This window comes from Pseudomonas syringae pv. cilantro (genome assembly GCF_001293775.1).
Classification (GTDB): domain Bacteria; phylum Pseudomonadota; class Gammaproteobacteria; order Pseudomonadales; family Pseudomonadaceae; genus Aquipseudomonas; species Aquipseudomonas syringae_P.
Window position 1 is genome coordinate 62,732 of record NZ_LGLN01000013.1, and the last position, 13,879, is coordinate 76,610.

Here is a 13,879-nt window from a genome sequence, read left to right on the forward strand (position 1 = left end):
GGTGCTGGTGTAAAGAGCGTCAGGCGGTGATCGAAGCCCGTCGGAGCAGCCGTCGTAAACGGTGCCGCACCCGCCTTGATAGCCCGTACAGCAGTGGCAGGCTGATCAGTACTTTCTCGATACGGGTGATCGTGAATAACCTGCCGACGCGAGCAGATCGAATCGAGGCCGAGGCACTCGACGGCAAATTGTTGAACGACGCATTGAACGCTCGCGAACAGACGCCGAGATACATCGAAGGCACGAGGATCACCAGGTTGCGGTTCCGTAACGCCGGGGCCAGGTAGTTATAACGGGCGATTTTCTGGATGAAGTCCATGCAGGTGGGCAAGTCATGCTGCCCGAAATCAATCATCACCCAGTCGCTGTCGACTTTATCCATCAGCAACGCAATCCGGTTGGCGACGATGCCGCTGATACCGTTCTCGTGCAGAAAGTCATCCAGACTAAATTCAGTGCTGCCTACAGTCCGATCATCGGTAGAAGGTTCGCGAAGGTTGTGGCGCTCATCGATGACCAGGACAGGGACGGTTTTTCCTTGCTCGTGCCGGATGCGGGAAAGCTGCCCTGCAAGCGCCTTACCTGAAGGGCCAGGGCTCAAATGCGAAACGACGAATATCTTCACTTTGGGCACCTGGCGTAATACTTGAACGGCGTGGAGTTGTAGATGGCTTTTACTGCGGCCCACAGGCTCTCGAAATAGAAGATCTTTCCGTTGTTCCGGTAAGCGCGAACCGCTGAAATCACAATCCCGGGAAGCGACAACAGGTGATGATGGAAATACTCATCATGGCTGCCGACAAACCATGTACGTGAACTGCGTTGCCGCAGCATATTGCGTATTTCGACACTTTGAGTGATGAGCGTTTGTTTGGCTTGTACAGGATCAGTGAGGAAGCCATGAATCAGGAACTCCTGCCGGGTTTCCGTTAGCTGGTCAAAGAGCATCAGCCTCTCGAAATCGGCAATAAACTCCCTGACTGAACCGATATCATTTTTGAATGTGGACTGTTGCGCTACGTGATCAATCAACTCAATCCAGGCTCTCACGTCGATGCAATCAAGACCGGTCGGGATTTTCACCGCAGTCGTGTTGGCCAGGTACTTGTCGCCGAATCGCTGTAAGCGCTTCAGAGCATCTTGCGCAGAGACATTGATCAGGGGCTTCTTTTCGAGCAGGGAGATGTAACTGGGCCCGGAAAATTCAAGGCCTCCGTTGGCGGACTCGACCGCCGCCTTGCCGCCCAGCAGGGGCCGAGAGGTGACGGACTGCGTAATCCCGAAGGGATTGATGCGATTGGGAATACCGGCTCTGGAGGCCCGTAGCGCGTGCTCGATGTCTTCGTACTCGACCCAGTTGAGGGACTCATCCAGAGGGCAGGCATTCCAGACGTCCTTGCGACAGATATAGAGGCTGCCTGTCGGGTAACTGGCGTCGTTGTTGTAACGCATCGGGCTGGCAAAACAGAAACCGGTGCGATCAACCTCCGGGAAAACGGATAGAGCAATGGCCTGCGCATTGCTGTTGGTGCGGTGCAGCCCGATCAGGCCGTGACCGATTTCACCCATGGCCATGCCGTAATCCGAGTAGCGGCGTGGGTGCATGCTGATTCGATTGTCGAAGAACAGGCTTTGCAGCGTCATCAACGGATAACGCGGCCCGAAGCGGCGCACGATCTCGCCGAAATGCCGGGGCAGAAAGACACGGTCATGCAGGATCACCAGGTTACTGTAACGGGCCTCCTGCGCGAGGCGATTCTTCTTCTTGCAGATCTGTACAGGCGGCGCGGTGATGTCTTCTCCAACAATGCGTACCTGATTGAAATAGGCGAAGTTGCTACCGGGGGTACCGCACAGAAGTATTTCTTTGCGAGCGACGTCGATTTCCAGAATGCGTTTCACCACAGCATTCAAAACCGTGGCGTCACCCGGCCCGACAGGGAGACAGAAGCTCCAGCTATCCAGGTCATCATCCGCCTCGGCGGCCAGCCTGGATCGCTTTTCATATGTCACGGAAGTGGCCGAACGCTCGACCGCTATAAGCGATCTGGTGAAGTAGTCGCGATCCAGATAACACGCGACGGGTGTGTCTTCGATAACCGTGATCTTCTCGCCAACGTTCAGAAAGTGCGCGGCGTCCCACAACAGCAGCGGCGCCAGCGGCGAATCACTCTGGACGCCATAAAAGCAATAGGCACCCTCCCCGTACATGCAGATGGGTCGTTGTGCCGCATGCAGTTTTTTAACCACCTTGTCGGGCTTGCGAACCGCGTGTTTGCGAAACGAGATCAGGCTCGAACATTCATGGGCCAGAGGCAGCTCGGCGGGAAGGTCGCGCAGGCTACTTGTCGATACATAGCCAAGCTGTGGGTGATGTTGTAGAAGGGTCGTTTTCATGAGTCAGACGACGTATTTGTCAGCAAGCGCACCCGGCACTTTCACGACAACTGTCGTCGCATCGGTGAGCGCTTCGAAAGCCGTGATATCACCAGGCTCCAGAACAATAATGTCGCCCGCCTGCCAGACCTGATCGCGCATGCTGACAGAGCCGGAGATCAGCACGGTTATCTCGGTAGCAACCTTGTGATAATGAGCGTCTTCCTTGTCTCCAGCTTTGTAACTTTTGACGCCGACTTCACAGGAATCGGTGCTGAACACGGCAGGCTCGAAACTACCCACGAACCAGCCTTTGACCATGTCCGCCAGTTTTGCAGTTTTCATCGCAGGTCTCCTGCTTCAAACGCATGCAACTGGCTTTGGGTTTTCAGCGGTCGATACTGACTCGGTTCAATGCGGAAAGAGCCGATGCTCTTTTGCATCAGCACCAGTTCGTTAAGGGCGGGCGCGAGGTAAAAGTTGCCGTTGACACGGGCGTCCTTGCGGATCATCTCTTTTACCGCCGAGACAAACAACGCACCGGATTTGAACCAGTACATGCCCGCAATAGCGTGCGGGCTGATCGGGTTTTTCTCTGCAGCTTCAATGACCCGACCTTCGCTGTTCAAGCGTGCAAACGAGTAACGCGGGTGCAGCGAGTTGAAGATCACCACACCGGCATCATCATTTCTTTCGCGGAACGAATGGACCACTGCGTGCAAGTCTATGTCCAGAAAATCGCTGACACTGAGAATCAGTAATTCATCGTCACTGTCGATTTGCTCGCTTGCCAGAAGAGCCGTACAGGCAGCACCCTGGGTGAGGTTGTGAATGGGAAGAACTCCGGCACTCGGATGCATCTGCTGCACCATATTACGGAGGTGCAACCTGACGACATCATCGTTTGCAAACGTGCAGATCATTCTGCCCGGCTCAAGCGCTGCGCAGTTGTCGATCAGGGTTTGGATCAGCGGTTTACCGTTGTGCTCGCAAAGGTATTCCGGATATTCACCTTCGCCGCGCCGGGCATATCCCTTTTTGCCGGACAGGAGAACTATGTTGAGTGCGCTCACAGGCTGGCCACCTTGTCGAGGTTGATGGAGTCCAGCCTGCCCATGATGTTATTGAGATTCACGTCACAGGTTTCCGCCACGACCAGAACATGGGCGCCCGAGGCCCTCGCTGCCTTGATGCCGTTCTCGTTGTCTTCAACGATCAGGCATTCCTCGGGCAGCAGGCCCAACTGGCTGATGGCCTTGGTGTAAATATCAGGCGCTGGCTTGGCGTGCGTCACATCTTCATTGGAGAGCTGCAGGTCGAGATAACGACTGAGATCGGCCCTGTCCATCATCACCTCCACGGTGTTACGAATGGAGTTGGACGCAACCGCCAGCTTGTAGCCCAGCGCTTTCAAGGATGACAGCGCGTACTGATGCACGAATGTCGGCTTGCACTGGGCATAGACGATTTCCATGGTGTACTGCTGCTTCATCTCATTGATGAATGCATGCAAAGCCACAGGCAGGTCGCGCTCGACACTGAGCATGTCGAGCTTGCGCGAGGTGGGCAGGCCGTCGTAGGCAGTCAGGTGTTCGTGACGACTTATGTTGTAGCCGAACAGGCCGAGTGCCTTGTTCAGTGCATCGTAATGCCATTCCTTGGCCTCGATAAGGACACCATCCATATCGAAAATTACTGCCTTGATCATGACTGCCTCACTTGAAGAAATTGACCGCATCCACGGGGGTATCAGTACACAGCGTCAAGCGGTTCTGTGAGTTGAGCTCGCGCAACTGCTGCCAAAGCGCAAGACCATTGCGGCCATGCAGCTCCGGCGACACCACACACACGCGCTTGCCTCGGGCCAGAAGGTCATCGATGACCTGATTGGAAAACCATTCGCTATCGAAACCGTCAAGCCAGACACCTGCGGCCTGATCGATCCAGGCTGGCGACGGCTCTACGTCGCTGAGCCGCGTGTAAGTGAGCACCTTTTCCTGCAGATAGCTGCGCATGTCGGGGACGGCCATGTCGAAGGCGAACCAGTTGGTATGGCCATGGCGAGCGAAGGTTTCCCGGAGAGCCAGTGCCATACCGTCGGCCTTGACGTTGATCGCCAAAGGCAGGTTGCGACCGGCCATGATGTCGAGCAGGCCATCAAGCGTCAGTTCGCCGCCTACCGGCATGTCGTGAGAAACAACCAGCTGCCCCGCCACATCGCGGACATCGGTTTCAGTACCAAAACCGAGGTCGAAGGAGCGATGAAATGCGACGGCAAGGTTGCGCTCGCCATTCTCCAGCCAATAACCGCGGTGACTGATGATCTGCACGTCAGCAGGCCTCGCCCGATGTTGCTTGCCTGCTCACGGGCAATGACAGGAACAGGCTCAGGTCGGCAGGAATACCCAGGCCATACATGCCAAGGCCTTCGGAACCAACGTTGTAGTGAATGACCTTGGCGCCGTGTTCAATAAGCTCGTTGTAGGCCGGGGCAATGTAGAACTCACCGTTGACCCGCAAGTCTTTCTCGAACATGGCCTCAATGGCGGATAGCAACTGACTGGCGCTGCGGAAGTTGTAGATGCCGACGGTCGCTTCGTCGGAGATGACCTGTTTTTCCACCACCCGATCGATCAGGCCTTGCGGATTGAAGCCGACGAATGACCACTTCGGGTCATTGGCCTTCATCGTCATGATCAGGCCATCGGCATCAGCTTCCTGCATGGCGAGCAGATAGCCATCGATGTCTACGTCAACGTACTGGTCGCTGTTGGCAATCATCACCGGGTAAGCAGGGTCGATCAGATGTTTCGCCGCATACACCGTGCAGGCCGCGCCATCAGTTACCCCTTCCAGCTCGACGATTTTGCATCCAGGCGCCCAGGCATTGAGTTTTTTCTCAAGCCCGTATCTCGCGACATGCTCCGCCTGGCAGATAAAGATGAATGTGTGCGGGCAATCCGGCGTCAGGTTGTCGATCACGACTTTGATCATCGGCACGCCGTGTACAGGGATCAGAGGCTTGGGGTCGGTATATCCCGCTACCGCAAAGCGACTTCCGGCCCCTGCCATCGGAACAATAATTTGCAGCATGGAAATACCTTCATGAAATGGCGTTACTGGTGTGTTGATAAAGCTTCAGGGTATAAGAGCGACAGTATTAATAATGGCCGTGCTCAATCATCTGGCCACGTTCGAGGGTCAAGTATCGCTGGCAAAACTCTTTGCCTTCTTCGACTGCGTGAGTAACAAGAATCAAGGCCATTCCGTCTTCCTGCATACCGCGGATGCGCTCGTGACATTTACGCTTGAAGGCTTCATCACCCACGGCAAGTACCTCATCAGCCAATAACGTCTGTGGCTCTACATGGACAGCGACGGAAAACCCCAGCCGCATATACATGCCGGACGAATAGTTCTTTACTGGCGTATCAATGAAGTCTCCAAGACCGGAAAAATCAACGATCTCATTGAAGCGTGACCGTATTTCCTTATTGCTCAATCCGAACAGGCTGGCATTCAGGTAAATGTTTTCTTCACCCGTCAGTTCAGGGTGAAAACCCACACCTATTTCAATCAGCGGAGCGACGCGCCCCACCGTCGTCAAACGGCCACTGGTAGGAACAAGAATTCGTGAAACCAATTGCAGCAGTGTGCTTTTACCTGAGCCGTTGTGCCCCACCAGTGCCAGCGACTCCCCTTTACACAGGGTGAACGAAACGTCACGGACGGCCGTAAAGTCTTCGACGCGCTCACGGTGTCTGGCGTCAAACAGGCTCAGGAACTTTTGCTTCAAGCCACCCCGGTTGTGGCGCAGAACGAACTGTTTGGTGAGGTTTTCTGCCTTGATGACCACATTGCTCATAAGTACTCCACCACGCGATCCACTTTCCTGAACATGAAGAGCCCGATGAGTAGCGATGCAGCGCCCAGCACTATGCAAAGCACAAGATCTCGAGTATCCGGAACGACTCCGGCATGCAGAATGCTGCTGAAACTGTTGAAGTATGGGGCAACCGGGTTATAGGCCACGATGCTGGCGATGCCTTCAGGCAGCGAGGAGGTGACCCATACGATTGGCGTCAACCAGAACATCAAGGGCAGGAACACGTCGATGAAGTGCCTGGCATCCCGAACGGTGATCTGGATGACACTGAGCGTCAGGCCGACCCCCATGATCAGTGACATGAACGCCAGCAGCACGATCGGGTAGAACAGCAAGGCCCGTGTGAACTCTCCCCCCAGCACGGTAAACAATGAGGCATAAACGAGCATGCAACCGATCCAGAATACGACAATCGCCAGCGCTCCCGAGACCGGTAACAATATGCGCGGAAAACGCAACTTCCGAATGAGATTGCCGTTATTGATGAGCCACTCGCCGCTCTGCGACACTATTTGTGTCAGGAGCATCCAGTGCACGACGCCTGTCACCAGATGAAGTGCAAAGCGATCCTGGCTGCTTGGAAGGATATAAGTGAAGACAGTGTAATAAGTGAGCGTAACGACCAGCGGATTACCCAGCGACCATACAAAACCCAATGTTGCGCCCATGTAACGAATCTTGATTTCTTTGGAGACAAGATTAATGACCAGATCGCGCCACTTGGTGATGCCCGTACTGCAAAATAACGACATGCTTTAATCCGGCCGGTGGGAAGAGAACCTCGCAACTTTATGCTGCGAGCCCATGTTCCTCCTTTTGAGTGAAGGACAGCTATAGGACCGCGCCTTGCTTGTTGTGGGAATATTCCACAAACTCACGAATCAAGAAAAAACATCCGACAGCGATCCCCCTTGAACAAGCGAGGCTCCCGATGACTGATACTCCCTACACTCCGCCAAAGGTCTGGCAGCAGGACACATCCTCAGGCGGTACATTTGCCAGCATCAACCGCCCTGTCGCTGGTCCTACGCACAAAAAGGAATTACCCATCGGCAAGCATCCGCTGCAGCTGTATTCGCTGGCGACGCCCAATGGGGTGAAGGTCACTATCATGCTGGAGGAGTTGCTGGCGCTGGGACACAGTGGGGCGGAGTATGACGCGTGGCTGATTCGCATCTCCGAGGGCGAGCAGTTTTCCAGCGGCTTTGTCGAGATCAATCCCAACTCGAAAATCCCTGCGCTGCTGGACCGAAGCCATGAGACGCCTGTGCGGGTGTTCGAATCAGGATCGATTCTGCTGTATCTGGCGGAGAAATTTTCCGCGTTCCTGCCTGCCGATCCGGCAGGACGGACCGAGACCCTGAACTGGCTGTTCTGGCAGATGGGCGCTGCGCCTTATCTGGGCGGCGGGTTCGGGCATTTCTATGCGTATGCGCCCGAGAAACTCGAGTACCCCATCAACCGGTTTGCGATGGAGGCCAAACGTCAGCTCGACGTGCTGGACCGTCGCCTGGCGGAACACCGCTACCTGGCGGGCGACACCTATACGATTGCCGATATCGCCGTGTGGCCATGGTATGGCGCGCTGGTGCGCAACAAGGTTTATTCGGCTGCCGAGTTCCTGTCGGTGCACGAATACACGAACCTTATCCGCTGGACTGAGGAAATTGCAGCGCGCCCGGCAGTGGTAAAAGGCCAGAAGGTCAACCGCACCTGGGGCGAAGAGGCCGATCAGGTTCCCGAGCGGCATGATGCATCTGACCTGGACAAATGAGGGGCGAATCAAGGTCTTCGCCAACGGAAACCTGATGTGACAAACCCATCGGAAAATCTGAATCGAGCAGGTGTGATCCGGACGTAAAGTAGCCAGCCTTAAAGACTGTCCAAGGACGCACCTGCCATGAATCCGGGAATCATCCACCTTACTCTGACCTTGCAACTGCCTGTGCGCCGGACGCGTAACGGAGCAGTTGCAGCATGAGTACTCCAAACGCACCGCAGACACCGGCCGCCGATCGCTTTGATGAAGTGCTCGCGATGATTCAGAGCGCTCGGCAGCAGGCTGCGCAAGCGGTCAACACTCGCCTGATCGAGCTTTACTGGCAAGTCGGCGCTCACATCAGCCGCAAGATTGAAAGCGCCGAGTGGGGTGATGCGGTGGTACGCCAGCTTGCCGAGCATCTGGCTGCAACCCAACCGGGCCTGCGCGGATTTACGCGTCGAAATTTGTTCCGCATGCGCCAGTTCTACGAGGTTTACCGCGACGATGAAAAAGTGTCAGCAGTGCTGACACAATTGCCATGGACTCACCACCTGACCATTTTCAGCCAGAGCAAACGCCCGGAAGAACGTGAGTTTTACATGCGCATGGCAATCAAAGAGAAGTGGTCCAGCCGCGAACTGGAACGCCAATTCAAGACAGCCCTGTTTGAACGCAGTGTCACCCAGCCGGCCAAAGCCTCGGCCATGCTCAAGGAGACCCGGCCAGCCGCGCTGGATGTGTTTCGTGATGCCTACATGGTGGAATTTCTGGAGCTGCCTGCGGGCCATGCCGAAGCGGATCTGCATCGCGGTTTGCTGCAGCGCCTGAGGGATTTTCTGATCGAACTGGGCCGTGACTTCTGCTTCGTCGGCTCCGAATACCCGGTGCAGGTGGGTGGCCAGGATTTCGCGCTGGACTTACTGTTTTTCCATCGTGGCCTCAACTGCCTGGTGGCCATCGAACTCAAGGTAGGGCGCTTTGAGCCAGAGTACCTGGGCAAGCTGAATTTCTATCTGGAAGCACTGGACCAGACGGAGCGCAAACCCCATGAAAACCCCGCCATTGGCGTACTGCTGTGCGCCAGCAAAAACGATGAAGTGGTCGAATACGCCCTGAACCGCTCGTTGTCGCCTGCACTGATTGCCGAATACCAGACGCGATTGCCGGATCGACAATGGTTACAGGCCAAACTCCACGAATTTTACGCACTGGACAGCGCCAGGGACGATCAGTAATACCTGACAACTGCACGGATGCATTACGCTTGCCCGCTAACGTCATTCGTTCCGGAGCCCCAGATGCCGCACAGTAAAGACCCTCGCGCTCACACTGCCCTGTCGCAACGCGGCCGTAGCGCAAGCAGCGGGCCGGGGCTGGCGGTCAATCCACCGGTGGTGCGCGTCAGCACCGTGCTGTTCGACAGCCTGCAAAGTTTGCGGGACGCCGAGATCCGCACGGCGGGACCGGAACGTTCGCTGACCTACGGCGCCAATGGCAATCCGACTGCCTTCGCCCTGCAGGACCTGGTCTCCGAGCTTGAAGGCGCCCACGGCACCTGCCTGTACCCGACCGGGCTCGCCGCAGTGGCGCAGATGTTTCAATCCTTTCTGCATCCGGGCGATCACGTGCTGATCACCGAGTCGGTCTATGGCCCGGTGCGGCGACTGGCGAACACGTTGCTGAAAGCGTTCGACATTCAATTCGATTTTTACAGCGCCGACGGCAGCGATGTGGAATCCCTGATCAAAACCAATACGCGGATGATCTACGCGGAAGTGCCGGGCTCGCTGACCTTCGACATGTGTGACCTGCCCGCCCTGTCGCGGCTGTGCAAAGCAAAGAACCTGCTGCTGGCGGTGGATAACTCCTGGGGTTCGGGAGTGTTGTACAAGCCGCTCGAACTGGGCGCGGATATTTCCCTGATGGCGCTGACCAAGTACGTGGCCGGGCATTCCGACGTGATGATGGGCAGCGTCAGCACCACCGAAGCCCACTGGCCGGTCCTCAAAACCATGAATACCGCAGTAGGCAACACCGTCAGCCCCGACGATGCCTATCTGGTGCTGCGCGGTGCACGAAGTCTGGCGGCGCGCATGGAAATGCATGAACGTCATGCGCTGCAAGTGGCGCAGTGGCTACAGCGCCAGCCTCAGGTCGCGCGCGTGCTCTACCCCGCGTTGCCCGATGATCCGGGCCACGCTATCTGGAAGCGCGATTTCCACGGTTGCAACGGCTTGCTCAGTTTCGAGTTCAAAACCGCTGATCATCAAGTGCTGGACCGCTTCGTCAGTGCCTTGCAGCTGTTCGGGATCGGCTATTCCTGGGGTGGTTTCGAAAGCCTGATCACCGAGATCGAACAGCACAGGCCCGACCGAGGCACCGGGCCGATGTTGCGCTTGCAGATCGGTCTGGAAAGCCCGGACGATCTGATCGCCGACCTGCATAAAGGGTTTGCAGCGGGTTGAGCCAGCCTGCCAGCCACGACAATGGCACAGACCCGACGCCGTGATTTGCCCCAAGGCCGTCGCTCTGCTAGTGTCGCGCGGTTTAACCTCTACCGGAAATGCCCCCATGGCCCGCAAGAAAGCTGCACTGGATTTCGAACAGTCCCTCGCTGATCTGCAAGCGCTGGTAGAGCGGCTGGAGAATGGCGAATTGTCTCTGGAAGACTCTCTGACCGCCTTCGAGCAGGGTGTGCGTCTGACCCGCGACTGCCAGAGCGCCCTCACCCAGGCTGAGCAGAAGGTTCAGGTCTTGCTGGAACGCGACGGTGAACTGACCGAAGAGCCGTTCGAAGACGCGGAACTCCCCGAATGATTGCGAGCTATCAGGCGCAAAGCCAGACGCGTGTGAATGCCGCGCTCGAAGGCCTGTTTCAGGCTCCGAGCCCTGAACTGACGCGCCTCTACGACGCCATGCGCTACAGCGTGATGAACGGCGGCAAGCGCGTGCGCCCTTTGCTCGCCTACGCGGCCTGCGAAGCGCTGGGCGGTGTCGCCGAAGATGCCAACGGTGCGGCCTGCGCGGTTGAGTTGATCCATGCCTATTCGCTGGTGCACGACGATTTGCCGGCGATGGACGATGACGATCTACGCCGTGGACAGCCCACCACGCACAAGGCATTCGATGAGGCCTGTGCGATCCTTGCCGGTGACGGCCTGCAGAGTCTGGCGTTCACCGCATTGCTTGCCACGCACCTCAGTTCACGCGATGCCGAAACTCGCTTGCAGATGGTCAGCACGCTGGCCGCCGCCGCTGGGCCGGCCGGAATGGTCGGCGGACAGGCGATCGATCTGGGTTCGGTCGGGCTGAAGCTGGATCAGGCTGCGCTGGAATATATGCATCGGCACAAGACCGGTGCGTTGATCGAAGCCAGCGTCAGGCTCGGCGCACTGGCCAGCGGCCATGCCGATCAGCCACGACTCGCTGCCTTGCAGGTGTATGCACGCGCAGTCGGCCTGGCTTTTCAGGTTCAGGACGACATCCTCGATGTCGAAAGCGATACCGCCACCCTCGGCAAACGCCAGGGTGCCGATATCGCGCGCGGCAAACCGACCTACCCCGCGCTGATCGGGCTGCAGGCAGCCAAGGGTTATGCCCTGGAGTTGCGCGATCAGGCGCTGGGCGCACTGGCTGATTTCGGCCCTCAGGCCGAGCCGTTGCGCGAGCTGGCACGCTACATCGTGGAACGTCGCCACTGAGGACCGGAATTCCGATGAATCAACCAGGGTTCATCAGGTCACAGTCACTAAGCTTGTGAGCAGACGGACTATCCGCCGACTCACTTCATGGGCAGCTTGCGATGCATAAGGTAAACTGCCGCCTCTTTTACTTATAACGATTCGCCTGATGCCCACGACGTTCAAAGACATCCCCCGCGAGCGCCCGGTTACTCCGCTGCTCGACCGTGCTGATACACCGGAAGGCCTGCGCCGTCTGGGTGAAGCCGAGCTGGAAACCCTGGCCGATGAACTGCGCCTAGAGCTGCTGTACTCCGTTGGCCAGACCGGCGGGCATTTCGGTGCCGGTCTTGGGGTCATCGAGCTGACCATTGCCCTGCATTACGTGTTCGACACGCCGGACGACCGTCTGGTGTGGGACGTGGGCCATCAAGCCTATCCGCACAAAATTCTGACTGGCCGTCGTGCACGTATGTCCACCTTGCGCCAGAAGGACGGTGTTGCCGCCTTTCCGCGCCGCAGCGAAAGTGAGTACGACACCTTTGGCGTCGGCCACTCCAGCACCTCGATCAGTGCCGCGCTGGGCATGGCAATTGCCTCGCGCCTGCAAGGCAGCGAGCGCAAATCCATCGCGGTGATCGGCGACGGCGCGCTGACGGCGGGCATGGCGTTCGAAGCGTTGAACCACGCGCCGGAAGTCGCCGCAGACATGCTGGTCATTCTCAATGACAACGACATGTCGATCTCGCGCAACGTCGGCGGGTTGTCGAATTATCTGGCAAAGATTCTCTCCAGCCGCACTTACACGAGCATGCGTGAAGGCAGCAAGAAAGTGCTTTCGCGCCTGCCCGGTGCCTGGGAAATCGCGCGGCGTACCGAAGAGTACGCCAAGGGGATGCTGGTCCCCGGCACGTTGTTCGAAGAGCTGGGCTGGAATTACATCGGCCCGATCGACGGCCACGACCTGCCGACCCTGATCGCCACGCTGCGCAATATGCGGGATCTGAAAGGCCCGCAGTTTCTGCACGTCGTGACCAAGAAAGGCAAAGGCTTCGCGCCGGCCGAGGTCGACCCGATTGGCTACCATGCGATCACCAAGCTCGAGCCGGTTAATGCGCCGGTCAGCATTCAGAAAAAAGTCAGCGCACTGAAGTACTCTGGCGTGTTCGGCCAGTGGATCTGCGACATGGCGGCTGCCGATTCCCGTCTGGTAGGCATTACGCCAGCCATGAAGGAAGGTTCGGACCTGGTTGAATTCAGCGAGCGTTTTCCTGAGCGTTACTTTGACGTCGCCATCGCCGAACAGCATGCCGTGACCCTGGCGGCGGGTATGGCCTGCGAGGGCAGCAAGCCGGTTGTGGCGATCTACTCGACCTTCCTGCAACGCGGTTATGACCAACTGGTGCATGACGTTGCGGTGCAGAACCTTGACGTCCTGTTCGCCATCGACCGCGCCGGACTGGTCGGCGAAGACGGCCCGACCCACGCAGGCAGCTTCGATCTGTCGTACCTGCGCTGCATCCCCGGCATCGTGGTCATGACGCCGAGTGATGAAAACGAACTGCGCAAATTGCTCAGCACCGGTTACCTGCATAACGGGCCGGCGGCAGTACGCTATCCGCGTGGCACCGGCCCGAACGCCATGATCGAAGCCGACCTCGAGCCGGTTGAGATTGGCAAGGGCGTGGTGCGTAGGCAAGGCCAGGGCGTTGCGATACTGGTCTTCGGCGTGCAACTGGCCGAGGCGTTGGTGGTGGCCGAGAAGCTGGATGCGACGGTCATCGACATGCGCTTCGTCAAACCGCTGGACGAGGCGCTGGTGCGTGAAGCTGCCGCTCATCACGAACTGCTGGTCACCCTGGAAGAAAACGCAGTCATGGGCGGTGCCGGTGCGGCGGTCAGCGAATTCCTGGCCCGCGCCAACATCCTCAAGTCAGTGCTGCACCTGGGCTTGCCGGACGTCTACGTCGAACACGCCAAACCTGCGCAGATGCTCGCCGAGTGCGGGCTGAATGCCGAAGGGATTGAAGCAGCGATCAATGAGCGACTGGTGTTGATGGGCTGACGGCTGTACAAGTCCGCTCCCGACTCAAACCGTGAAGCGGACCGGGCGACGCTTCGCTTGTCCGCGAACTGCCGGGAACCGGCAGCAGAACCGGTATACACGGTACATCA

Annotated in this window: 15 protein-coding genes; 6 read left to right on the plus strand and 9 right to left on the minus strand. The window is 57.6% G+C overall.

The window, feature by feature from the left end; translation table 11 throughout:
* Positions 1-19: 19 nt before the first annotated feature.
* The 9 genes from ABJ99_RS01680 to ABJ99_RS01720 form a co-directional block, all read right to left on the minus strand.
* The gene (locus tag ABJ99_RS01680; RefSeq protein WP_054084345.1) at positions 20-625 is read right to left on the minus strand and encodes a hypothetical protein; all 606 of its coding nucleotides are present in this window, start codon (positions 623-625) and stop codon (positions 20-22) included.
* Positions 622-2,397 carry a hypothetical protein gene (locus ABJ99_RS01685; protein ID WP_054084346.1) on the minus strand — a complete coding sequence of 592 codons (1,776 nt, stop codon included), beginning with the start codon at positions 2,395-2,397 and terminating at the stop codon, positions 622-624. The genes ABJ99_RS01680 and ABJ99_RS01685 overlap by 4 nt, the downstream gene beginning before the upstream one ends.
* Positions 2,398-2,400: 3 nt before the next feature.
* Positions 2,401-2,721, minus strand: coding sequence for a cupin domain-containing protein (locus ABJ99_RS01690; RefSeq protein WP_054084347.1), 321 nt, complete (start codon positions 2,719-2,721; stop codon positions 2,401-2,403).
* Positions 2,718-3,449, minus strand: a complete 732-nt coding sequence (locus tag ABJ99_RS01695; protein ID WP_054084348.1) for a glycosyltransferase family 2 protein — start codon at positions 3,447-3,449, stop codon at positions 2,718-2,720. Before ABJ99_RS01695 ends, ABJ99_RS01690 begins: the two co-directional genes overlap by 4 nt.
* Positions 3,446-4,084 carry an HAD family hydrolase gene (locus tag ABJ99_RS01700; protein ID WP_054084349.1) on the minus strand — a complete coding sequence of 213 codons (639 nt, stop codon included), beginning with the start codon at positions 4,082-4,084 and terminating at the stop codon, positions 3,446-3,448. The genes ABJ99_RS01695 and ABJ99_RS01700 overlap by 4 nt, the downstream gene beginning before the upstream one ends.
* Before the next feature lie 7 nt (positions 4,085-4,091).
* Positions 4,092-4,706 (minus strand): PI-PLC domain-containing protein, encoded by a 615-nt coding sequence (locus ABJ99_RS01705; protein WP_054084350.1) that lies wholly within the window; start codon positions 4,704-4,706, stop codon positions 4,092-4,094.
* Position 4,707: 1 nt separating this feature from the next.
* On the minus strand, positions 4,708-5,469 hold the full coding sequence (locus ABJ99_RS01710) for a glycosyltransferase family 2 protein (protein ID WP_054084351.1): 762 nt from the start codon (positions 5,467-5,469) through the stop codon (positions 4,708-4,710).
* Between the two features lie 67 nt (positions 5,470-5,536).
* Positions 5,537-6,241 (minus strand): ABC transporter ATP-binding protein, encoded by a 705-nt coding sequence (locus ABJ99_RS01715; protein WP_054084352.1) that lies wholly within the window; start codon positions 6,239-6,241, stop codon positions 5,537-5,539.
* A complete protein-coding gene (locus ABJ99_RS01720) occupies positions 6,238-7,014 on the minus strand; it encodes an ABC transporter permease (protein WP_054084353.1) in 777 nt (258 codons plus the stop codon). Before ABJ99_RS01720 ends, ABJ99_RS01715 begins: the two co-directional genes overlap by 4 nt.
* 179 nt (positions 7,015-7,193) lie before the next feature.
* On the opposite strand from ABJ99_RS01720, the gene yghU reads away from it, so the two are divergent.
* From yghU to dxs, 6 genes are all read left to right on the plus strand, one after another.
* The gene (gene yghU, locus ABJ99_RS01725) at positions 7,194-8,036 is read left to right on the plus strand and encodes a glutathione-dependent disulfide-bond oxidoreductase (protein WP_054084354.1); all 843 of its coding nucleotides are present in this window, start codon (positions 7,194-7,196) and stop codon (positions 8,034-8,036) included.
* 203 nt (positions 8,037-8,239) lie between these two features.
* Entirely contained in the window at positions 8,240-9,259 is a 1,020-nt protein-coding gene (locus ABJ99_RS01730) for a PDDEXK nuclease domain-containing protein (protein ID WP_054084355.1), read from the plus strand.
* Between the two features lie 63 nt (positions 9,260-9,322).
* Positions 9,323-10,489: a cystathionine beta-lyase gene (gene metC, locus ABJ99_RS01735; protein WP_054084356.1), complete on the plus strand. Its 1,167-nt coding sequence runs from the start codon at positions 9,323-9,325 to the stop codon at positions 10,487-10,489.
* Positions 10,490-10,595: 106 nt separating this feature from the next.
* Positions 10,596-10,841, plus strand: coding sequence for an exodeoxyribonuclease VII small subunit (locus ABJ99_RS01740; RefSeq protein WP_054084357.1), 246 nt, complete (start codon positions 10,596-10,598; stop codon positions 10,839-10,841).
* Complete coding sequence (locus ABJ99_RS01745) at positions 10,838-11,725, plus strand: polyprenyl synthetase family protein (protein ID WP_054084358.1); 888 nt, start codon at positions 10,838-10,840, stop codon at positions 11,723-11,725. Before ABJ99_RS01740 ends, ABJ99_RS01745 begins: the two co-directional genes overlap by 4 nt.
* 148 nt (positions 11,726-11,873) lie before the next feature.
* Positions 11,874-13,769: a 1-deoxy-D-xylulose-5-phosphate synthase gene (gene dxs / locus ABJ99_RS01750; protein ID WP_054084359.1), complete on the plus strand. Its 1,896-nt coding sequence runs from the start codon at positions 11,874-11,876 to the stop codon at positions 13,767-13,769.
* Positions 13,770-13,879: the final 110 nt, after the last annotated feature.